This is a genomic window from Sphingomonas sp. (assembly GCF_035998645.1).
In the GTDB taxonomy this organism is placed as follows: Bacteria; Pseudomonadota; Alphaproteobacteria; order Sphingomonadales; family Sphingomonadaceae; genus Sphingomonas.
Window position 1 is genome coordinate 124,612 of sequence record NZ_DASYHL010000005.1, and the last position, 20,385, is coordinate 144,996.

17 protein-coding genes are annotated in these 20,385 nt (G+C 66.7%); 4 read left to right on the forward strand and 13 right to left on the reverse strand.

The genetic code is table 11. From position 1 onward, the window contains the following. Positions 1 to 8 precede the first annotated feature (8 nt). Complete coding sequence (locus VGN66_RS14300; RefSeq protein ID WP_327519491.1) at positions 9 to 1,622, forward strand: alpha-N-arabinofuranosidase; 1,614 nt, start codon at positions 9 to 11, stop codon at positions 1,620 to 1,622. Positions 1,623 to 1,864: 242 nt separating this feature from the next. Here the strand turns inward: VGN66_RS14300 and VGN66_RS14305 are convergent, their stop codons facing one another. From VGN66_RS14305 to araD1, 3 genes are all read right to left on the reverse strand, one after another. After that, positions 1,865 to 2,608, reverse strand: a complete 744-nt coding sequence (locus VGN66_RS14305; protein ID WP_327519492.1) for a hypothetical protein — start codon at positions 2,606 to 2,608, stop codon at positions 1,865 to 1,867. Between the two features lie 82 nt (positions 2,609 to 2,690). Then, the gene (locus tag VGN66_RS14310) at positions 2,691 to 3,614 is read right to left on the reverse strand and encodes a Gfo/Idh/MocA family oxidoreductase (RefSeq protein WP_327519493.1); all 924 of its coding nucleotides are present in this window, start codon (positions 3,612 to 3,614) and stop codon (positions 2,691 to 2,693) included. After that, positions 3,611 to 4,600 (reverse strand): AraD1 family protein, encoded by a 990-nt coding sequence (gene araD1, locus VGN66_RS14315; RefSeq protein WP_327519494.1) that lies wholly within the window; start codon positions 4,598 to 4,600, stop codon positions 3,611 to 3,613. Before araD1 ends, VGN66_RS14310 begins: the two co-directional genes overlap by 4 nt. A 122-nt stretch (positions 4,601 to 4,722) precedes the next feature. Between araD1 and VGN66_RS14320 the strand changes: the two genes are divergently transcribed. Further along, positions 4,723 to 5,469, forward strand: a complete 747-nt coding sequence (locus VGN66_RS14320) for a FadR/GntR family transcriptional regulator (RefSeq protein ID WP_327519495.1) — start codon at positions 4,723 to 4,725, stop codon at positions 5,467 to 5,469. Here the strand turns inward: VGN66_RS14320 and VGN66_RS14325 are convergent. From VGN66_RS14325 to VGN66_RS14365, 9 genes are read right to left on the reverse strand one after another with little or no spacing between them, the layout of a single operon-like run. Further along, positions 5,466 to 6,449: an aldo/keto reductase gene (locus tag VGN66_RS14325; RefSeq protein WP_327519496.1), complete on the reverse strand. Its 984-nt coding sequence runs from the start codon at positions 6,447 to 6,449 to the stop codon at positions 5,466 to 5,468. The genes VGN66_RS14320 and VGN66_RS14325 overlap by 4 nt on opposite strands. A gap of 60 nt (positions 6,450 to 6,509) precedes the next feature. Continuing rightward, positions 6,510 to 8,816, reverse strand: coding sequence for a 2-hydroxyacyl-CoA dehydratase family protein (locus VGN66_RS14330; RefSeq protein ID WP_327519497.1), 2,307 nt, complete (start codon positions 8,814 to 8,816; stop codon positions 6,510 to 6,512). Beyond that, the gene (locus VGN66_RS14335) at positions 8,816 to 10,063 is read right to left on the reverse strand and encodes a CaiB/BaiF CoA-transferase family protein (RefSeq protein WP_327519498.1); all 1,248 of its coding nucleotides are present in this window, start codon (positions 10,061 to 10,063) and stop codon (positions 8,816 to 8,818) included. The genes VGN66_RS14330 and VGN66_RS14335 overlap by 1 nt, the downstream gene beginning before the upstream one ends. After that, the gene (locus tag VGN66_RS14340; RefSeq protein WP_327519499.1) at positions 10,060 to 11,229 is read right to left on the reverse strand and encodes a CaiB/BaiF CoA-transferase family protein; all 1,170 of its coding nucleotides are present in this window, start codon (positions 11,227 to 11,229) and stop codon (positions 10,060 to 10,062) included. Before VGN66_RS14340 ends, VGN66_RS14335 begins: the two co-directional genes overlap by 4 nt. Then, positions 11,226 to 12,323, reverse strand: a complete 1,098-nt coding sequence (locus VGN66_RS14345; protein WP_327519500.1) for a CoA transferase — start codon at positions 12,321 to 12,323, stop codon at positions 11,226 to 11,228. The genes VGN66_RS14340 and VGN66_RS14345 overlap by 4 nt, the downstream gene beginning before the upstream one ends. After that, positions 12,320 to 13,513 carry a CoA transferase gene (locus VGN66_RS14350; protein WP_327519501.1) on the reverse strand — a complete coding sequence of 398 codons (1,194 nt, stop codon included), beginning with the start codon at positions 13,511 to 13,513 and terminating at the stop codon, positions 12,320 to 12,322. Before VGN66_RS14350 ends, VGN66_RS14345 begins: the two co-directional genes overlap by 4 nt. Continuing rightward, positions 13,510 to 14,550, reverse strand: a complete 1,041-nt coding sequence (gene dctP / locus VGN66_RS14355; RefSeq protein WP_327519502.1) for a TRAP transporter substrate-binding protein DctP — start codon at positions 14,548 to 14,550, stop codon at positions 13,510 to 13,512. Before dctP ends, VGN66_RS14350 begins: the two co-directional genes overlap by 4 nt. Before the next feature lie 3 nt (positions 14,551 to 14,553). Further along, complete coding sequence (locus VGN66_RS14360; RefSeq protein WP_327519503.1) at positions 14,554 to 15,858, reverse strand: TRAP transporter large permease; 1,305 nt, start codon at positions 15,856 to 15,858, stop codon at positions 14,554 to 14,556. Further along, positions 15,848 to 16,384, reverse strand: a complete 537-nt coding sequence (locus VGN66_RS14365; protein ID WP_327519504.1) for a TRAP transporter small permease — start codon at positions 16,382 to 16,384, stop codon at positions 15,848 to 15,850. The genes VGN66_RS14360 and VGN66_RS14365 overlap by 11 nt, the downstream gene beginning before the upstream one ends. Before the next feature lie 125 nt (positions 16,385 to 16,509). Here VGN66_RS14365 and VGN66_RS14370 point away from each other — a divergent pair, with 125 nt between their 5' ends. Next, complete coding sequence (locus VGN66_RS14370; RefSeq protein WP_327519505.1) at positions 16,510 to 16,992, forward strand: MarR family winged helix-turn-helix transcriptional regulator; 483 nt, start codon at positions 16,510 to 16,512, stop codon at positions 16,990 to 16,992. 43 nt (positions 16,993 to 17,035) lie between these two features. On the opposite strand, the gene VGN66_RS14375 is transcribed toward VGN66_RS14370, so the two are convergent. Then, positions 17,036 to 19,735 (reverse strand): TonB-dependent receptor plug domain-containing protein, encoded by a 2,700-nt coding sequence (locus VGN66_RS14375; RefSeq protein WP_327519506.1) that lies wholly within the window; start codon positions 19,733 to 19,735, stop codon positions 17,036 to 17,038. 134 nt (positions 19,736 to 19,869) lie between these two features. Between VGN66_RS14375 and VGN66_RS14380 the strand changes: the two genes are divergently transcribed. Beyond that, entirely contained in the window at positions 19,870 to 20,322 is a 453-nt protein-coding gene (locus tag VGN66_RS14380; RefSeq protein WP_327519507.1) for a MarR family winged helix-turn-helix transcriptional regulator, read from the forward strand. Positions 20,323 to 20,385: the final 63 nt, after the last annotated feature.

Here is a 20,385-nt window from a genome sequence, read left to right on the forward strand (position 1 = left end):
AGAGGATGATGAAGCACTTCATGCTGGCAGGATCGCTCCTCGCCACGGCGATCCCGGCATTCGCGCAGCAAGCCGAGGCACCGGTCATGGTGACGGTGCAGGCGGACAAGGCCGGGCCGAAGATCAACCGCCATATCTTCGGCCAGTTCGCCGAGCATCTCGGCACCGGCATCTATGGCGGCGTGTGGGTCGGGGCGGACTCCAAAATCCCCAATGTACGCGGCATCCGCAGCGACGTGGTCGCGGCGCTGAAGCAGATCAGCGTTCCCAATGTCCGCTGGCCGGGCGGGTGCTTTGCCGATGAATATCACTGGCGCGACGGGATTGGCGATCCGGCCAAGCGGCGGGTGACGGTCAATTCCAACTGGGGCGGTGCGATCGAGAATAACGCGTTCGGAACGCACGAATTCTTCGACTTCATCGAACAGATCGGGGCCGAGGCGTTCGTGTCGATCAATGTCGGTTCGGGCAGCTACAAGGAGGCCGCCGACTGGGTCGCATACATGACCGCCGACACCCGCAACACGGCGGGGCAGGAGCGCGCGGCGAACGGGCGGAGCGAACCGTGGAAGATCCGCTTTCTGGGCATCGGCAACGAAAGCTGGGGCTGTGGCGGCAATATGCGGCCCGAATATTATGCCGATGAGCTGAAGCGCTACGCCCGCTTCGCGCGCAACTATAATCCGGCGCAACAGAGCTTTCCGAACCCCGCCAACCCGTCGGCGCCTTTGCCCAATCCCGACCAGATGCTGCGCGTCGCGGTCGGCCCGAGTGACGGCGATACCGCCTACACCGAAGGGGTGATGAAGGCGTGGAAGGGCCGCGACTGGAGCTGGAGCATTGAGGGGCTGTCGCTGCACAGCTACACGCTGGTGAAGTGGCCGCCGGTCTATGACTCGGTCAATTTCGCCGAGAAGGAATATGCCGAGCTGATCCAGTCCACCCTGCTGATCGACGAGCGCATTCGCACCCATTCGGCGATCATGGACAAGTATGATCCCGAGAAGAAAGTGCCGCTGATCGTCGATGAATGGGGCGTGTGGCTGGCCAAATTGCCAGGCACGCCCGAGGGCTTCCTGCAGCAGCAGAATTCGCTGCGCGACGCGATCATCGCCGCGCTCAACTTCAACATCTTCGCCCGCCACGCCGATCGCGTGCAGGGTGCCAATATCGCGCAGATGGTCAACGTGCTTCAGGCGCTGATCCTGACCGACGGGCCAAAGATGGTGCTGACCCCGACCTATCACATCCACAAGATGTACCGGCCGTTCCAGGACGCGACGCTGATCCCGGTGAGCTTCGATGCCGGGCAATATCGTCAGGGCGAGGTGACCTTGCCGCGCGTTGACGCGGTCGCGGTGCGCGCGGCGGACGGGAAATTGTGGCTGTCGCTGGTCAATCTCGATCCGACGAAGGCAGCGGACATCCGCGTCGCGATCCCCGGCGTCCGGGCGAAATCGGCGGCGGGGACGGTGCTGACCGCGGCAAAGGTCAACAGCATCAACAGCTTCGGCGCGCCCGATGTGGTGAAGCCGCTGCCAATCGCGGGCCGGGTCGCGGACGGCGCGGTGACCGTGCGCCTGCCGGGCAAGTCGGTGACGATGCTGGAGATTGTGGAATAGTCTGGCATCGGTCGTCGCTGAACGGGAGCGGCGGGTGCGGCTGAAACTGACGAAGTTACGGGCAATGCGCGCGATTTGTCAGCTTTGGGCGGGATGCGGGCTGCGCGACGGAAGATGGAGAAGGCGTCCGGGTTCGGCATCGGACCGTGCAGATATGCCGGATGGGGACTTGTAGGAAAGGGCTATTGTTAGGCCCATCTGTGTGTAGCGGGGGGCGGCGGGAATTGGGTGGTGAGCGGACATCAGAACCGTCGAGCCAACTCCGCGACTGCCGCGTCCAAATGGTAAAAGCGATCTTCCTCAGAGACCCGTTCTGCCGCTGAGTGCAGGAACGCAATTGTTCGCTCCTCTAACAGGAGTTGCGCAACCTCTCGGCGGGTATCTTCACTCACATCTTTCCAAAAGGAGCCTCGGACTTCTCCGTGCTGACGAAGATGCCTCGACTCAGAGATAATGAAGCGTGCCATATTCAAAGCAGCGTTGGCTGAGGTTGACGAGCGCCAGCGTTCGAACGGGGGAGCCACTGGCTGGCCCAAGTTCGCGATGCCACAGAACCACTCAGCAGCTTCTGAGGGCCATTCGTCTGGATGTCTCGCAATCATCGCGTCGAAGGCTGCATGGAAGAGTCGCAAAACTGCCGATTGCTGATCGGCTGGCCAAGCCCGCCATGTCGCCATTTCCAGCCTACTGGCCGTAACGGGCGGCTCCGTTCCAAGCCAAACGGGTTCGGTGACGGCAAGTTCGATTATGCGCGGCAGAAAGTGCCTGTAATCGCGGTCATTGCCAACTGTCGTGATTGCCCAGCCTGAATAAGGTCCGACTTGCTCGCCGCCTAACTCGCGCAAAGGTGCTGACGTGAGCGCTCGCAGGATCTCGTCCCCATTTCGCAGGTGCGACGTTTCGAGCTTGCGCGGACAGGGCATACCCGCGAACACCAAATAGCTATGTTCGATGGCGTCACGAAGTTCAGCTTCTGCCTCAGACATGCGTCGAACCTAGTGGTAGGACGAAGATCTGCAACGGATTCGTTTGCGGACGGTCTCCTTTCGAGCGGCGAACCCGCGCCGATCAATCCTCGAACGGGTCCGTCACGCAATGCCGCCCGCGCAGAAAGGCGTCGGCGACAAGCCGGAACGGTGCGGTGTCGAGGTCGCTCGCGCCCGCAGCGATCAGCCGGGCGAACTGCGCGTAGAGCGCGGGATATTCGCGATCCTCACCGCTGCGGGTGCCGTCGGGCAGGGTGAGTTCGGCCCCGCCGCGTGCCAGCCGCAGTGTCCCGCCATCGGTCTCGATCTCGATGTCCCAGCTTTGCGGGCCGGTCTGGCGGAAGTCGAAATCGGCGGCGATTGGCGCGCCGCAGCCGGTTTCGAGCGTCAACCGCGCAGCGATCGGGGCGTGGCGGTTGCTCGGTACCTCCAGCTCGGCGTCGCGCAGCAGCAGCGTTCCGGGCAAGATTTCGGTGACAATCGACAGCGCGTTGATCCCTGGATCGAACACGCCGAGGCCGCCCGGCTGCCAGATCCATTGCTGGCCGGGGTGCCACACGCGCACATCCTCACGCCAGGTGATCGTGCCGCGCTCGATGGTGCGCGACGCGAGCCAATCGCGCGCCTCCGCCACCCCGGCGGCGCAGCGCGAGTGCCAGGCGGCGAACACCGTGACCTTGGCTTCTTCTGCCAGCGCGGTCAGTGCGGCTGCTTCGGTCAGGCTGGCGGCGGGGGGCTTTTCGAGCAGGACGTGCAGCCCGTGGCGCAGCGCAGTCGCCGCAACGCGGTGCCGCACCTGCGGCGGGGTGCACACCGCGACCGCATCGACCGCGATGCCGCTCGCCACCAATGCCTCGACGCTGTCGAAGCCGGGGACCCCGCCCAGCGTCGCGCCGTCCGCGCTCGCCGTCGCGACCAGCGTGAAGCCCGGGTGGGCGGCGATGGCGGGGAGGTGCTGGTCGTGCGCGATCTTGCCGAGGCCAATCAGCGCGATGCGGATCGTCATAGCGCGCGCACCGCCACCGCCTCAGGCTCCGCGCGCGCCAGCGGATTGCGCAGCGGGAGGGTGAACGGTGCGGCCTCGATCTCGAACACGTCTCCGGGCTGCGTCGCGATCCCGTCGCTGAACGACAAGGTCGCGGTGCCGAAGAAGTGGACATGGACATCGCCGGGGCGGCGGAAGCCGGCATATTTGAAGTGATGATGCTCCAGATTGGCGATGCTGTGCGACATGTTGGCCTCGCCCGTCAGGAACGGCTTTTCCCACAGCACCGCGCCGCCGCGCACGATCCGGCTGGACCCGCGCACATCGGCGGGTAGGTCGCCGACTAGCAATTCCGGCCCGAGCGCCGCCGGGCGCAATTTCGAATGCGCGAGCCAGAGATAATTGTGCCGCTCGGTCACATGGTCGCTGAACTCGTTGGCGAGGCAGAAGCCGATGCGGTGCGGCGTTCCGTCGGGGCCGATCAGGTAGATGCCGGCCAGCTCCGGCTCCTCGCCGCCATCCTGCGCGAAGGCGGGCATGGTCAGCGGCGCGCCGGTGCCGACCAGATGCGCGCCATCGCCCTTGTAAAACCATTCCGGCTGTTGCCCAACCGCGCCGGGCGCGGGCTTGCCGCCCTCCAGCCCTTCGAGGAACATGCGCATGGAATCGGTCAGCTTTTCGCCCGCAGCGGCGGCGCGGTGCATCTTGTCGCGCCCCTCCGCCGAGCCGAGATGGGTGAGGCCGGTGCCGGTCACCACCACGTGCGCGGGGTCGGGATGGTCGATCGGCGCGAGCAATTCGCCTGCCGCAGCCGCCGCGTTCAGATCCACGGCTTCGTCATAGCCTGCTTCCTCGACCAGCGCGGCTAGACCGACTCCCCGCGCAATCGCCGCCTCCGCTAGACCGCGCACATCGGCAAAGCCCCGGACGAAATGCGCCGCGCCGTCGGTTGCGGCGATAACCCGGCGCGCACCATCGGGCGCACGGTGCTGAAGCAAACGAACCATGTAACCTCTCCCTTTTGTCGATAATTAGTCCGACATAATCCGAAAGGGAAGTTCATCCTGCGCATTGCGGGGGCGAATGTTGGGGCCTAATCAGACCGCTCCGAGCAAAGAGGCGACAAGGATTGAAGCTGGACGATCCGTCCGAACCCGGTGAACCCAAGCGCGAGCGCAGCACCGGCCGCCGTCTGCGCGGCGCGGTTGCGCATTATCTGGGCCGTGCGATCGTCAGCGGCGCGATCGCGCCGGGCGAGCGGCTGACCGGGGAGGTCGCCAATGCCGAGGCGCTCGACGTGTCGCGCAGTGCCTATCGCGAGGCGATACAGGTGCTTACCGCCAAGGGGCTGGTCGAAAGCCGGACCAAGGCGGGCACGCGGGTGCAGCCGCGCAGTCGGTGGAATCTGCTCGATCCGGATATCGTCGCATGGGCCTTTTCGGGGGAGCCCGATCCGGGGTTTATCCGCGATCTGTTCGAACTGCGCGCGATCGTCGAGCCGGCTGCGGCGCGGCTCGCGGCGATCCGGCGCGACAAGGACGACATCGCCGCGCTCAAGGGCGCGCTGGGCGGCATGCGGCGGCACACGCTGGCGACCGACGCGGGGCGCGACGCCGACCGCGCGTTCCACGATGCGCTGTTGCAGGCGACGCATAACGATGCGTTGATCACGCTGAGCGCCAGCATCGGCGCGGCGGTCAACTGGACCACCCGGTTCAAGCAGCGGACCAAGGCACTCCCGCGCGACCCGGTGCCCGATCACGCGCGGGTGAGTGACGCGATCATCGCGGGCGATGCGGACGCGGCCGAGGCAGCGATGCGCGCGCTGGTTGATCTGGCGTTTGAGGATACGCGCGCCGTTCTCAGCGAGTCCTAGAACTCCTCGGTATCGATCTCCGCCTGCGTCGCCGCCGGATAGCGCGGCCCGGCGATCGCGTCCGGCGCGAAGATGCGGTCGAGTTCGGCGAGCACGTCGCCGGGCAGCGGTTCGACCGGCGTTGCGAAATTCTCGGCGAGATGGGCGGCCGAGGTCGTGCCGGGGATGGCGACGACATGCTCGCCCTGCGCGAACACCCATTGCAGGCAAAGCTGCGCCGGGGTGATGCCGCGCGTGGTCGCGATGGCGCGGAGTGAGTCGAGCAGCGTCAGGTTGCGCGCGAAATTGTCGGCGTTGAAACGCGGCATCATGCGGCGGATATCGCCCTGTTCCAGCGCATCGGGCGAAGCGAGTGCGCCAGCGAGGAATCCGCGCGCGACCGGGGAAAAGGCGACCAAGGTGGTGCCCAGTTCGGCGCAGGTCTCCAGCACGCCGAGCTCGACATTGCGCGACCATAGCGAATATTCATTCTGCACCGCCGCGATCGGATGCACGGCATGCGCCCGGCGCAGCGTGGCGGCGGAGACTTCGCTCAGGCCAATCGCGCCAATCTTGCCCGCCTCGATCAGCCGCGCGAGTTCGCCGACCGACTCCTCGATCGGCACGGATTTGTCCCAGCGATGGAGGTAGTAGAGGTCAACGCGGTCGGTGCGCAGCCGGGTCAATGACTCCTCGATCGTCGCGCGGATCGTCTCCAGCCGCCCGTCGATCACCCGTTTACCGTCCACGCCGGTCATCCCGCATTTGGAGGCGAGGAAGTACGCGTCGCGGCGATGCGCGACCGCTTCGCCGATCAGGCTCTCATTCGCGCCGAAGCCATACAGCGCGGCGGTGTCGAGATGGTCATAGCCGAGGTCGAGCGCCTGATTGAGCAACCGGATCGCATCCTCCCGCGCGGGCGGGGTGCCATAGGCGTGGCTGAGCGACATGCAGCCGAGGCCGACCGGGTTGACGGTGGAGGATGCAAGGCGGCGCTTCATGGGACTCTCCGGTACAGATTGCCGCCGTTCCCTGACCCGCCCGTTGCCCGCTGGCAACCCTCAGCCGCGCCGGGCGGCATAGGCGCTCACCGGCCCTTCGAGGAATGCGGCGATCTGGCGATCGACCGCGTCACCGTCGCTCGCCTCGCGGTTGTAGTTGTCGAGGTCCAGGCTCAGCACCGGCACTCCGGCGCGGCGCAGCGCGCGCAGCACGAACGGGTCGGCATCGCTCAGCGCCACCGCGCCGTCGACGGCGTGGCTCTGCGCCTCGCGGACGTGCCATGCCCCGGCCCAGGTCGGCATGCGCAGCTCGTCACCCATCGTCACGAAGCGGGCGGCGAGCGCGCGCAGTGGATCCTGCCCCGGCGCGGTGCGGCGGATATAGCCGTCGGCGGCGAGCGCGAGGTACATCGACCACACGAACACCGCGCCTTGGCTCTGCTCCCAGCGCTGGGTGAAACCCATGTCGCTCCACATCCCGCGCCCGACCCACATCAGGCGCAGCTTCTCGTTCGCGCAGGCGGCTTCGCCCGCTTCGTGCCGCGCCTTGACCTCATGGTAGAAGTCCCGCGCCGCGTCGCGCGCCCACTCCGTCCCGCGATGCCATTGCGGCACCATCGTCGCGGGCATGGTGTCGCTGATCGACACCGGTGCGGGGTGTGCGCCGGCGATCAGGTCGCGGGTCTTGCGGTAATAATCTTCCTGCTCGTTCACCAGATCCATGATCCGGGCGAAGCGGTCGGGGTCGAAGCGGCGGTCGGTGCTTGCCTCGATCCGCGCGATTACCGCGCGCAATTCGGTGGTCATCAGGTCGAGCCGTTCGGGCTCGATCGCGCTGTCCCAATCGTCGTGCAGCCGGTCCCACCAGTCGACCGGAAAGTCGATGCGGCTTTCGATGCTGCGCTCGAACAGGAACGGGTCCGCACCCGTTTCGCGCGCCCAGTGATCGAAGATGCGCGGCGTCGCGTCGGTGCCGAGCGGGGCCTGAACGAAGGCCGGGCGGGGCAGGCCGCCCCAGGGCGCCTGTTCGGGGTCCGTGTCGAACATCGCGGCGATGCCTTGGGCGCTATAGGCCTCGGCATCGCTGGGGTAGCCATGGTCGCGGAGCAGCTGGAAATAGCGCGGCGATTGCTGCTTGGCGGCGACGATCGATGCCCACCATTGGTTGACGACGAACGGCACATCCATCGCGCGCAGGATTTCCTGCGGCGAGTTGGCATTGACGATGGCGAGCGGCGCGCCCGCCGCAACCGCGTCGCGCACGCCCTTGAACCAGTCGCGCTGATAGGCGCCGAAGCTGGCGATCGAGGACAGCGACTTGCGGCTGCGGCGGCCATCCTGCGCGCGCGGTGCGGCGCGGGGGGCGCCGGTTGCGGGGGCAGGAGGCGGCGGCGCACCGATCCGCTCGACGGCGAGGCCGGCGGCTTCGAGCGTTCGCGCGAGATAGCCCGCATCCCATGCTGCGGCTTCGTCGCCGACGGACTCGACGATCACCGCACGGGTGATGCCCAGCACCGTCATGCGCGCAACCGCCGCCGTGCCGCGCTCGGTCGCTGGCATCAGCTTGCGCGGGACGAGCCGGGCGGGGTCGGACAGGCCGTCGAGTGCTTCCGGGCTATCGGCCCAGCCCGCGACCAGCGGGTCGCCCCAGTCCTGATCGTCCGCTTTTGCATCGAGGCTACGCGCGGCAAGGTCGCGCGCGCGGGCGGTCGAGAAATGCGGGGAGCCGAGGACGAACACTGGCTCGCCAGGGGCTTCGCCGGGAACCTGGCCTACCAGTTCCAGCCACTCGGTGGGCAGAAGCGCATGCGCCGCACCGATCGCCGCGATCCGCAGCATGCCGCTGAGGTGCTGCATCACCGCCGGACGCGCACGCTCTTCGGCGGCACATGCGGCGAGGTGATCCGCATCGACCCCGCCGAGCCAATCGACGAGCTGGGCAATCCGCGCCGCATTATAGGCTCGGCTGGACTCGCGCGGCTGGTGCCCGAAATCGAGCATATGAATCGGCCGCGCGGCGATATCGCCAGCGCGGATCAGGTCGCGGACGGTCGCGAACAGCTGCGGCAACTCGCTATCGGCATGGGTGAACAGCAGCGGCGTGCCGCTCGCATCGCCGACAATCTGCTGCAACAGCGACCGGCCGCGCTGCGACAGCGTGCCGTCGCCCGCTAGCGTATCGGCATCGGGCGTCGGGCCGGGGCGGGGGACCATGCGCACCGGCGCGCGGCCCGCAGCGCGGAGCAGCGCATAGGGCGCGTCCTGCCCCAGCACGCGGATCACCGCCTGCCCTTCGGACCGCAGCCGCTCGGCCACCGCGCCGGGATCGTCGCACGCCGCGATCAGCTGTGCCGCTGCATCCTGCATCAAATCACGCCCCGTTCGCGCAACGCGGCGATCCGCTCGGCGTCATAGCCCAGCGTCGTGGCCAGCACGCGGTCGTTATGCTCGCCGACCAGGATCGGGGTCACATCGTCAAAGCCGGTGTCCGCGCCGGAAAAGACGATCGGGATGCCGGCGGTGCGCAGATTGACCTGAGAGCTATAGCTGGGGTGCGCGACCGGCACCGCCTCATGCCGCGCGACCACGCGCGGGTCGTCCAGCGCGTCTTCCGGGTGCCGAACCGGAGCGACGGGCACGCCCTCCGCCTCCAGCACCGCGACGACATGCTCGACGCTGTGCTGGCGCGACCAGCCGTTGATCGTTTCCTCCAGCACCACTGCATTGGCAACGCGGCTGTCGCGATTGGCGAAGCGCGGGTCGTCCGACAGCTCGGGCCGCCCCATCGCGCGGAACAGGCCCTGTGCCAGCTTCTCATGCACCGCGACCACCGCGACATAGCCATCGGCGCATTCGAACACGCCGAATGGGGAGAGCCGCTGCACGGTCAGGCCGGTGCGCGCCTGCATCCCCGCCGCCGCCATTGCCGACCAATTCTCGATCGCGACAAAGCTGGTTAGCGCGCCGAGCATCGACACGTCGATATGCTGGCCAACCCCGGTGCGGTGGCGCTGCTCGAGCGCGGAAAGGATGCCGATCACCGAGAAAACCGGCGCGAGCATGTCCGCGATCGGGATGCCGATGCGCACCGGCGGCTCGCCCGGCCCGCCGCTGGCGTACATCGCCCCCGACAGCGCCTGGATAATGATGTCCATCGCCTTTCCCCCCTCCGGCGCGGTCGCGCCGAAGCCGGACAGCGAGCAATAGATGATGCGCGGATTGGCGGCCTTGGCGGCTTCGTAGCCGACGCCTAGCCGCTCGGCGGTGCCGGCGGTGAAATTCTCGACCACGATGTCGGCGGTGCGGACGAGGTCGAGGAACACCTCCTTGGCCTCGGGCGACTTGAGGTTGAGCGATACACCCAACTTGCCGCGCGCGCGGGTCAGATGGCTGATCGAGACATCGTCGTCATGCTTGCGCTCGACGGTGATGCCGTCGCGGCCGACATAGGGGCTGTTGTCGCGCGCGAGGTCGCCGCCCTTGGGGTCCTCGACCTTGATCACCTCGGCGCCTAGCCCGGCGAGCAACAGGGTCGCATAGGGTCCGGCAAGCGCGCGTGTCAGGTCGATGACGCGCAGCCCTTCAAGCGGGCGTTCGCGGGTGGCTTCGGTCACGGGAGTCGTCCTTCAAGTGCAGCGGCCTGCGCCGCGGTGTAGCCAAGGGTCGCCAGCACCTCCGCCGTATCGGCACCCGCTGGGCGGGCGACGGCAGCGGGGCTGGCGGGGGTGTCGGAAAGGCGGATCGGGCAGCCGGTGTGGCGCACCGTGCCGCCGCCGGGCGCGGGCAGATCGAGGATCATGCCGCGCGCGTGATTGTGCGGGTCTTCCATCGCCTGCGCGACGGTCAGGATCGGCGCAAACTGCGTACCGGCCGCGTCGAGGATGGCGAGCCATGCGTCGCGCGGTTTGGTCGCCATCACTTGCGCGATGCGATCCTTCATCGCGGGCCAGTTGGCGCGGTCCATCTGCTTGTCGGCCAGCTCGGGCAGGCCGATCGTCTCGACGAAGATGCGCCAGTAGCGCGGCTCCATGTCGGTCGTCACCAGCCACTCGCCATCGGCGCAGCGCCAGATGCCGCTATCGGCGCGGTGCATGCCCTTGGGCGGCGCCTTGGCGAGGTCCGGGTTGCGCGAGAGGATGTTGCCGATCAGCGCGAGCGACGCGTCGGACATGGCGATGTCGACCTGCTGCCCCTTGCCCGTCGTCGCGCGCGCGATAACGGCGGCGAGGATGCCGATGACCGCGTTTGATCCGCTCAGCAGGTCCGCGACCGGCACGCCGGGAAAGGCGGGTCGGTCCGGGTCTTCGCCGATCCGTGACAGCGCGCCGGCAATGGCGAGCGCGACCGGATCATGGCCGGGCTTGCGCGCATAGGGACCAGTCTGGCCGCACAAGGTGACCGAGCAATAGATCAACCGCGGGTTGCGCGCCGCCATCTCGGGCCAGCCATAGCCCATGCTCGCCATCACGCCGGGGCGGTAATCCTCGACCAAGATGTCGGCCTGATCGATCAGCTTGAGGATCGCCTCGCGGCCATCGTCGCTGCCGGGATCGATCAGCACGCTCTTCTTGCCCCGCGCGAGGATGTCGTGCGCGCGCAGCCGGGCATTGTCTTCGTCGCTGAGCTTGTCCCAGCCGAACACCTTGCGCTGCTTGGCCAGCTCGCGTGGGTTCTCGATGCGGACCACCTCGGCACCGAGGTCAGCGAGCAGCCAGGTGCAATAGGGGCCGGGAAGGAACTTGCTGAAGTCGACGACCTTGAGGCCCTGAAGTGCGGTCATTGGTCTTCCTCCAAGCGAGACCTTAGCCCCTCCCCTTCAGGGGAGGGGTTGGGGTGGGGCCTATCCTCTTGGCGAACGGTCTCGGTGAGACTGACAGGCCCCACCCCCAACCCCTCCCCTGAAGGGGAGGGGCTTAGTTGCTCCTCCAGCGACGACACCCACAGCCTGCCGGGCAGCTTCACGCCATCGACATCGCGCCACAGCCCGCGCGCGGCGAGATGCTCGCTCGCCAGCGCATCGGCCGGGGTGTCGATCCAAGACAGGCCGAGCCCGTTCGCCTGCGACATCGCGCCGAGCTCCGCGCGGGTGTGCTTGAGGAAGAAGGCCTCGACCACCGCCTCCCATTCGATCAGCGTCTCGCGCGGCATGTCGGCGACGAGGATCGCGTCCCAGTCAACGTCCGCCAGCGGCCCGGCGGCGTCGCCCATGACCTTGACCATGCCGCGCATCATCGGCTGGTTGTCGACCAATGCCCAGGTGACGAAGCCATCGGCGCAGGGCCAGATCTGCCGCACGCCGGACTTGCCGCGGATCAGCAGATTGCCGGTGCGATTGCCGACGCGCCCGGTCCATTGCCAGGTCAGCGGCTCGCGATAATTGGCGAGGACGGCGGACTGATAGGCGGACACTTCGACCAGCTGGCCCTTGCCGCTGGCGGCGCGGGCATGAAGTGCGGTGAGTGCGCCGATCACCGCCTGAATGCCGGCGAGCGCATAGGCCTGTTCGCCGGGCAGGGTCAGCGGCGCTCGGTCGGGGTCGCCGATGATCGTCATCAGGCCGGATCGCGCCATCAGCGTCAGGTCGGTTTCGGGGCGCCCGTCATTGGGGCCGCCGGGAAGGAACGGCGCGACGACCACGTCGATCAGCTTCGGGTTGGCGGCGGCGAGCGCGTCATGGTCACGGCCGGGATTGCGGAACAGGATATCGGCGGTGGCGAGCAGCGCTTCGGTGTCGCCGGTCCCCTTGCCATGGTCCCATGCCGCGTCGCCAGCTTCGGCCCGCACGACGCGCGCGCCGAGTTCTGCGAGCATCCGCCCGGCGAGTTCGCCAAGACTCTCGGTCAGGTCGATGATGGTGAGGTGGGCGAGCATCATGCGAGTGCTCCCGCGTCGGTAAGGTCGCGGACCTCGGCCTCGCTCATGCCGAGCAGGTCCACGAACACCGCATGGTTATGCTCGCCCAGATTGGGCGGAGGCCCGACGTGCATCGCGCTGTCGGAAAAGCGCAGCGGCGGGCCGGGGATTTCGGTGTCGCCGAGTTTGTTGTGTGTGACCGGGTGGTAATGGCTGCGTTCGATCAGTTCGGGGTCGGTGAACACGTCGCGACCGTCATTGACCGGCTCGGCGGGGATGCCGATTGCAGCGAGGCGGTCGGCAAGGACGCGCTTGTCCTGCCCGCGGGTCCAGCCTGACAGCGCGGCGTCGAGCTCGTCCTCATGTGCCTTGCGCCCGGCGAGCGTGACGAAGCGCGGATCGGCGATGCCTGCCGCCGCAGCCAGCGCGGCCCATTCGGCATCATCGCGCACTGCAATCGCGATCCACTGATCGACGCCGCGCGCCGGATAGGCACCCTGTGGTGCGCGGTGGGGCGAGCGATTGCCGGACTTGCCGCCGCTGCCGGTCTGTTCGGCGGCGAAGCGGTCGGCCATCACGTGGATCAGTGGTTCGGTCTGGCTGATGTCGATCAGCTGGCCTTCGCCGGTCTGGCGGCGATGTTCGAGCGCGGCGAGCGTCGCGACCGTGGCGAACATGGGGGCTACGACATCGCCATAGGCGAACGGCGCCATATGCGGATCGCGATCGGGCCAGCCCGACAGCGCCGCCATCCCCGACAGCGCGCCCGCCGAGTTGCCATAGCCGCGCATCGTGCCGAGCGGCCCCTTGCGCCCCGCGACGCTGACGCTGATCTGGATGATGGCGGGGTTGATCGCCCTCAGCGTGTCGAAGCTGAGGCCAATCCGATCCATATACCCATGGCTGAAATTCTCGACCACGATATCGGCCCAGGCGACCAGCTTCCTCGCAACCTCGATTCCCTTCGGATCATTCAGGTTGATCGTCACGCCCAGCTTGCTGGTGTTGGTGATCGCGAAGAAGGTCGAGGCATCGGGATCGCGACCGGGGGTCGCGAACGGTGGCGACAGGCGGCCGAGATCGAGCCGCTTGCGCGATTCGATCTTGATCACCGTCGCGCCCATGTCCGCCAGATCCTTGGTCGCGCGCGGCCCTGCACCGACCCAGGAGAAATCGGCGACCTTGACGCCTTCGAGGGGGAGCTTGCTCATCGTCCTGCCACCTTCGCGTCACACCGGATATCGCCCCCAGCGATCAACCGCTGCGCCTCTTCATAGATCGGCACTGCGTCGATCCCGATCTTGCCCAGCCGCTCGGCCTGAATCCGCGCATCCTTGTTGTAGAGCGCGTCGAACGCGCGCTGTTCCTGCGCGGGGATGGTGGAGAAGGTGATGCCTTCCTTGCGGCCATAATCGATCCCCGCCTGCTCGGCCTTGAGCAGCTGGCGATTGAGCGCTTCCTCCCACACCTTGCGCCCTTCGCTCAGGATCGCTTGCAGGTCGGGCGGCAATGTGCGCCAGGTCTTGTCCGACATCGCCCGCGCTGGGTACGCACCACGGCTGAAGCGGATCGTGGTGAAATGCTTCGCGACCTCGGCGAAATGCAGGCTGCGGATCGTGTCGGCGGGGGCGACGACGCCGTCGATCACGCCCTTGGCCAGCGCCGAATAGACCTCGCCCATCGGCATGTTGACCGGGTCCGCGCCCAGTTGCTTGAGGATATCGACCGCGTCGCTCTGCGCGCGCAGGCGCAGCCCCTTGAAGTCGGCGAGACTGCGGATCGGCCGGTCGCGTGTCAGCACGCCGGGAAAATTCCCGCCTTGCACCGCGAGGACATGCAAGCCGTGCAGCTCATTCTCGAAATGCGGGAAGCGGTCGGCCAGGCAGTCATACACCGCAACCTGATCGGTGATCGTCCTGATCCCACCATAATAGGCCGCCTGCCCACGCAGCAGATGCGCGCCGCCCTTGGAGTAAATGGGGGTGATCAGACCGATATCGGCGACGCCGTGGCGCACCTCCTCCATGCTCATATCCGACGAGATCAGCGCGCCGGACCAATAGGGCTTGAACGCGATGCGCCCGCCGCTCTTCGCCTCGACCCATTTCATCCATTCCTGATCAGCAAGGCCGAAGGGGTGGGTGGGGGTGTATGGGCTGGCATAGGTCAGCACATGCTCGGCGGTCGGCTGCGGCGCGACGCTGCATCCGGCGAGCGCGAGCGCGGCAAGGATCACTGGCAAGCGCATCGGTCAGGCCCCCATCACGCTGGGCAGCCACAGCGTCACCATCGGGAAGGCGATGATCATGGCAAGGTGGAAGAAATCGGCGATCAGGAACGGCACGATCCCGCGGAAAATCTGCCCGAGCGGAATGTCCTTGCCGATCGCCTGGATGACATAGACGTTGAGGCCGAGCGGCGGGTGGACGAACCCGATCTCCATCGTGCGGACAAGGAAGATGCCGAACCAGATCGGGCTGTAGCCCAGCTCCAGCACGATCGGCAGGAAGATCGGCGTGGTCAGCAGCATCAGCGCAAGGCCATCGAGGAACGACCCCAACACCAGCAGCATCAGTGCGATGACGATGACGACGACGATCGGGCTCGCATCCATCTCGCGCACGGTGGTCGACATCAGGTCGGCGATGCCGGTCACGCTGATAAAGGTCGCAAACAGGATCGCGCCGAAGATGATCAGGTAGATCATGCCGGTGGTGGACAGCGTCTTGGCGAAGCTGTCCGCAATGGCCGCGCGGTTGAACGCGCCACGGATGCCCATCAGGATGAAAGCGACGATGACGCCCACCGACGCGGCCTCGGTCGGGGTGAACCACCCGATCATCAACCCGCCGATCACGAACACCACCAGCACCAGGATGTCGAGAATGCCGAGCAGCCCGCGCATCCGGTCGCGCCAGCCGACGCGCGCCGAGGGCGGCCCCAGCTCGGGCTTGAACCAGCACAGCACCGCGATGGCGATCATGTAGAACAGCGCCTGGCTGAACCCCGGAATGATCGCGGCGGTGAACAGCCGGCCAATCGAGACCTCGGCGATGATGCCGAACACGATCAGCGCGCCCGATGGCGGGATCAGTGCGCCGAGTGTGCCGCCTGCGGCGAGCGCTCCGGCGGCGAAACCGGGATTGTATCCCGCGCGTCGCATCTCGGGCAGTGCGGCGGAGCCGACCGTGGCGACGGTGGCGAGGCTCGATCCGCTGATCGCGCCGAACCCGGCACAGCCGGCGATCGAGGCGAGGCCAAGGCCCCCACGTCGATGTCCGACGAAGCGTGCGGCGACATCGAAAAAGTCCCGGCTCGCCCCCGCGGCAAAGCACAGATGCGCCATCAGCAGGAAGAGGGGCAGGACGCCCAATTCATATTTGTTCGCAACCTCGAACACCACCACGCCCGCCTTCACCAGCGCGGCTTCGGGCGAGAGCATCACCATCAGCCCGACGACACCGGTGAGCGCCAGGCTGACGCCGATCGGCACGCCGACGGTGAGCAGGCCGAGCAGCGCGAGGATGCCGATCAGGCCGACCAGCTCAGGCGCCATGACCGGCCTCCGGAGTTTCACGGCTGAAGGCGTGGCGGACGAACAGGATGGCGACGAACACCAGCGCCGCGATCATCAGCAGCCGGAACCAGCGCAGCGGAATATGCAGGAGCTCCGACCGCTCATGCCCGTTCCACAGGTCGCCCAACAGGATCAGCGATCCCGCGGCGAGGAGCAGCACGGCGAGCGCGCCGAGCAAATTGGCGATCCGCGCCAGCATCGCGCGGCGGGCAGGGGAGAGGCGGTCGGTCAGGATATGCACCGCCGCATGGCCGCGCGACAGTGTCACCGCGACCATCGACGATGCGGCGATGAACACGATCGCCGCCTGCACGATCTCGATTGACCCGATCAGCGCGAAGCCGGTGTGGCGGCCCAGCACCGCAATCGAATCCGCCGCCGTCGCCAGCAACAGTCCCGCCGACCCGATATAGAAAGCGACCTTGCCTGCGATTCCCGTGACCGGGGCAGGGGGCGGCTCTTCGTCGTGCAGCGGCGCTGCTGCGTCGGTGATCGGGTCGGACACGCCTTGCCTCTCCTGATTGACAGCCTCTCGCTGGGGCGGTCTAACTGAATGGTAGGATCAAAACCGTAGATATTTTCAACCATCTGTCAATTGCACGAATGGCAAATGGCGACAAGGGGACACACGTGACGCAACTGCGCTCGAAAACGCCGGATGAAAACGCAGCCGAAAACGGGCTGAAGCTCGGCCGGTTGGGCGATTATGTCGGCTTTCGCATGCGCCGCGTCCAGAACCAGCTGTCGGCCGATTTCGCCGCCGCCAGCGCGCATTATGGCATCCGCGCGGGCCTGTTCTCCTCGCTCGCGCTGATCGAGGCCAATCCGGGGCTGTCGCAACAGGAATTGTCGAGCACCGTCGGCCTCGACAAATCGATCACCGTCCAGATCGTCGACGAGCTGGAAAAGCGCGGCTGGGCGAAGCGCGAGCGTTCGACCGTCGACCGCCGCCGCCACGCCCTGACCATCCAGCCTGAGGGTAAGAAGACACTCGATGACCTCTTCAACATCATGAAGGGGGTCGAGGCCGAGGTGCTGGCGCAGCTCAGCGCCGAAGAACGCCCGATTTTCGACGCCGCGCTCGACCGGATGTACGCCGTCTTCCATCGCTGAATACAGCCGTCCGGGGGCGGCGCAAACCGCCCCCGGGTCCCGCTTACATCCGGAAGCGCAACGACGCGGCGAGCACGCGCCCGATCGGGTTCGCCGCCGATGGATCATAGCCGCCACCGCCATTCAGACCCGGCGCCACGTTCACATAGGGTGGTTGGAGGTCGAACAGGTTGCGGACCTCAAGCCCCAGCTCGACCCCGCCGAACAGCGACTTCGCGCCCATCTCGCCCAGGTTCCAGCTGACCGCCAGATCAATCGGCGTATAGCTCTTGACCTTCTGGTTGGGGTTGATTGCGGTGTTGGTATAGCCACCGACATGGGTCGCGGTCAGCTGCACCCGCATCGGCTCATAATCCCACACCACGCTGCCGCGTGCCTTGAACTTGAGCGGGTTGTAGATCGTGTTGAGGCGGCTGCGCGGCGTGCCTGCGGGCGATACGGCGGTTTCATAGTGGAAGAGATAGGCGCCCGCCGCGTTGAAGTTGAACGTGCCGGCGGTCTCGGTCGGCACCCGCCAGTTCACCACGAAGTCCATGCCGCGCGTGGTCGACTGGCCCAGATTGTTGTTCCGGCCATCAACGAACAGCGTGACATTGTTGGGGTTGCCACCGGGGAAGGTGCCGCGCGCCAGCGTCACGCCCTGTGACAGCAACTCCAGCACGCGATCGCGCGCCGCCGTACCGCGCAGGATAATGCCGGTCCCGGCAAACTCGGATTCGCGCGACAGGATGGCGAGGTCGGCAAGGTAGCTGTCGACCTGATTGATGTATTTCACATCCCAATAGGTCGCGCTGACCCGCAAATTGGGGGTGACGTCCCAGTCGCCGCCGACCGACCAGGTGGTCGCCTCTTCCGGCGCAAGGTTGGTGTTCGGCCCCGAATAGGCAAAGCCGGTCAGCGGCGCGCCGCCCGCCGGGTTCTGGTAGCTCTGGCCGAACAAATTGTTGCTGTTGCCGTAAATCTGCGAAATCAGCGGCGCGCGGAACGACGTGCCATAGCTGCCGCGCAGCACCAGCCCGCGCACCGGCGACCAGTTGACCCCGAACTTGGGATTGGTGGTGTCGCCGACATCGGAATATTTGTCGTAACGCACCGCCGCATTGATCTCGAGCCGCTCGAACCCGGCGGTGGCGTTGCCCGATCCGAAGATCGGAACCAGCAACTCGGCATAGGCCGAATCGACCCGACGCGAGAACTGGCGGAAGGTGACCGCGGTACCCGCCGCGCCGCGCGCCGAACCCAGCCGCGTCTCGATCTCCTGACCCTCATAGCCCGCAGCGAGTTTCACGCTGCCGCCCGGCAGATCAACGATCGACCCGTTGATCCGCGCTTCATAGCCGTTGAAATCGTTCAGCGTCGGAGACAGCGTCAGGAAGTTGCTGATCGCCAGCAGCGTGGCGGCCGACGTGCGGCCAAGGCCGTAGGGGTCGAACGCCGTCGCCGGGTTGCTGCTTGCCAGAGCCGCGTTCAGCGCCCCTGCATTGAGTCCGCGCACCTGATCCGACTGGTCATTGCCGCGGCCATAGGTGAACAGCCCCTCCAGCTCCCAGTCGCCGGGCAGCTTGAAGCGAACGCCCGGCGTAACCTGCCAGTTCTCGGCAAAACCACGCGACACGTCGCGGGGCAGGTCGTTGCGGAAATTATAGTCGATCGTGTAGCTCGTTCCGGCAAAGCCGGTCGGGCGGACGAACCAGGCGTTGGTCTGTGGCACCGTCAGCGTCGAGCTGAAATAGGCCGGAAGCCGCTCATATTCGCGCTTGCTGTAAAAGCCGTCGGCAAACACCGTGAACCAGTCGGTGACTTCGAACGTCGCGGTGCCGTTGACCGAGTTATAGGTCTGCTTCGGGAACAGATCCTGCCCGACCAGATCGTCGCAGCTGTTGACCGTACCGGCAACCAGGCTCCCGACATTGGCCGGGGTCAGCTGTCCCGGCATCGCATAGGCAACACCGCCTGCGCGCAACGTGCCCGGCGCACAGCGCGTGACGCGATAGTCGTTGCCGCCGAACGCGCGCTGATCGGAGCGGAAGAAGGAGCGATCATCGCCGCTCAGGTTCGACCGGCGCGAATGTTCATAGGCCAGCATCACCTGACCGCGATCCCATACCTTACCGACCGCGACGCCGACCTGATACTCGTCGAAATCCGCGCCCCAGCCGCCGCGCGCGGTCGCTTCGATCCCGTCGAGCGTGCGGCGCGGGATCAGGTTGACGACGCCGGCAATCGCGTCGGAGCCGTAGATCGCCGATGCACCGTCCGCGACGACCTCGACCCGCTCAAGCCCGAGCGTCGGAATGACCGAAGGTTCGAATGCGCGGCTGTTGTTCACCGCGCGGTGCCCGTCGACCAGGATCAGCGTCGCATAGGGGCCGATGCCGCGCAGGTTGATCGTGTTGCCATAGGTGATGTTGCCGCTGCCGCCGCCCTGCGCACGCGAATTTTCGCTGACGCCAAGGTCGAGGACCTGCGGGATTTGTTGAATCAGGCGATCGGTGCTGATCGCGCCGGCCGCTTCGATATCGCCACGGCCCAGCGCGATGACGGTCGAGCCGACCGGTGCTGCGCCACGCAGGCGGCTGCCGGTGACGATGATTTCGGATGATGCCTCGGCATCGGCCTGCTGCGTCTCGGGCCCGGCGGGCGACGCCTCGCCGCCATCCTGCGCAAATGCGGGTACCTGTGTGCCCAGCATGATCGCCAAAACACTCCCGGCACAGCGCAACTGTCGTCCGAATCCAGCCATTGCATCCTCCCACCATGTATCGGTCGTTATCGACTCGAATAGATATGAACACAAACAATCCACATCGTCAACGTTATCGCTCTGGATGGATGCCCGCATTGACGAAGTGACTGAAATCGTGCTCACGCTTGGGCATGGCAGGGGAACAGGAACAGGTCGGCGCGCTCGGGCCGCTGGTCGGCTATCATTTGCGTCGCGCCTTTGGCGCCTTTGCGGCGGATTTCGCTGCGGCGATGGACGGGACGGGGATGCGCCAGGTGCTGGTCGGCATCCTTGCGGTCGTGTCGGGCAGCCCGGGGATCAATCAGGGCGCGGTCGGCCGCGTGCTCGGGATCAAGCGCGCCAACATGGTGTCGCTGATCAACGAGCTGGTCGACATGAAGCTGATCGCGCGGGTGGTGGACGCGTCCGACCGCCGCGCCTTTTCGCTGACCGTCACCGATGCGGGGCGCGCGATGCTGACCGAGTGCCTCGCGCGGATCGAGGCGCATGAGCGCGAGATGCTCGCCGGACTGAGCGAGGCGGAGCGCGCGACATTGCTCGACCTGCTCGGCCGCATCGAACGGCGCGATCCGGCGGCGGGGTAGCGTTCCGGGGGTGTCCTTCTTTCTCCCCTCCCGCTTGCTTTCTCCCCTCCCGCTTGCGGGAGG

What these genes read in the sequence shown, in the direction of transcription:
- VGN66_RS14300 (WP_327519491.1), top strand. Translation starts at nt 9, where the DNA reads ATGAAGCACTTCATGCTGGCAGGATCGCTCCTCGCCACGGCGATCCCG.
- VGN66_RS14305 (WP_327519492.1), bottom strand. Translation starts at nt 2,608, where the DNA reads ATGTCTGAGGCAGAAGCTGAACTTCGTGACGCCATCGAACATAGCTAT.
- VGN66_RS14310 (WP_327519493.1), bottom strand. Translation starts at nt 3,614, where the DNA reads ATGACGATCCGCATCGCGCTGATTGGCCTCGGCAAGATCGCGCACGAC.
- araD1 (WP_327519494.1), bottom strand. Translation starts at nt 4,600, where the DNA reads ATGGTTCGTTTGCTTCAGCACCGTGCGCCCGATGGTGCGCGCCGGGTT.
- VGN66_RS14325 (WP_327519496.1), bottom strand. Translation starts at nt 6,449, where the DNA reads ATGAAGCGCCGCCTTGCATCCTCCACCGTCAACCCGGTCGGCCTCGGC.
- VGN66_RS14330 (WP_327519497.1), bottom strand. Translation starts at nt 8,816, where the DNA reads ATGCAGGATGCAGCGGCACAGCTGATCGCGGCGTGCGACGATCCCGGC.
- VGN66_RS14340 (WP_327519499.1), bottom strand. Translation starts at nt 11,229, where the DNA reads ATGACCGCACTTCAGGGCCTCAAGGTCGTCGACTTCAGCAAGTTCCTT.
- VGN66_RS14345 (WP_327519500.1), bottom strand. Translation starts at nt 12,323, where the DNA reads ATGATGCTCGCCCACCTCACCATCATCGACCTGACCGAGAGTCTTGGC.
- VGN66_RS14350 (WP_327519501.1), bottom strand. Translation starts at nt 13,513, where the DNA reads ATGAGCAAGCTCCCCCTCGAAGGCGTCAAGGTCGCCGATTTCTCCTGG.
- dctP (WP_327519502.1), bottom strand. Translation starts at nt 14,550, where the DNA reads ATGCGCTTGCCAGTGATCCTTGCCGCGCTCGCGCTCGCCGGATGCAGC.
- VGN66_RS14360 (WP_327519503.1), bottom strand. Translation starts at nt 15,858, where the DNA reads ATGGCGCCTGAGCTGGTCGGCCTGATCGGCATCCTCGCGCTGCTCGGC.
- VGN66_RS14375 (WP_327519506.1), bottom strand. Translation starts at nt 19,735, where the DNA reads ATGGCTGGATTCGGACGACAGTTGCGCTGTGCCGGGAGTGTTTTGGCG.
- VGN66_RS14380 (WP_327519507.1), top strand. Translation starts at nt 19,870, where the DNA reads ATGGCAGGGGAACAGGAACAGGTCGGCGCGCTCGGGCCGCTGGTCGGC.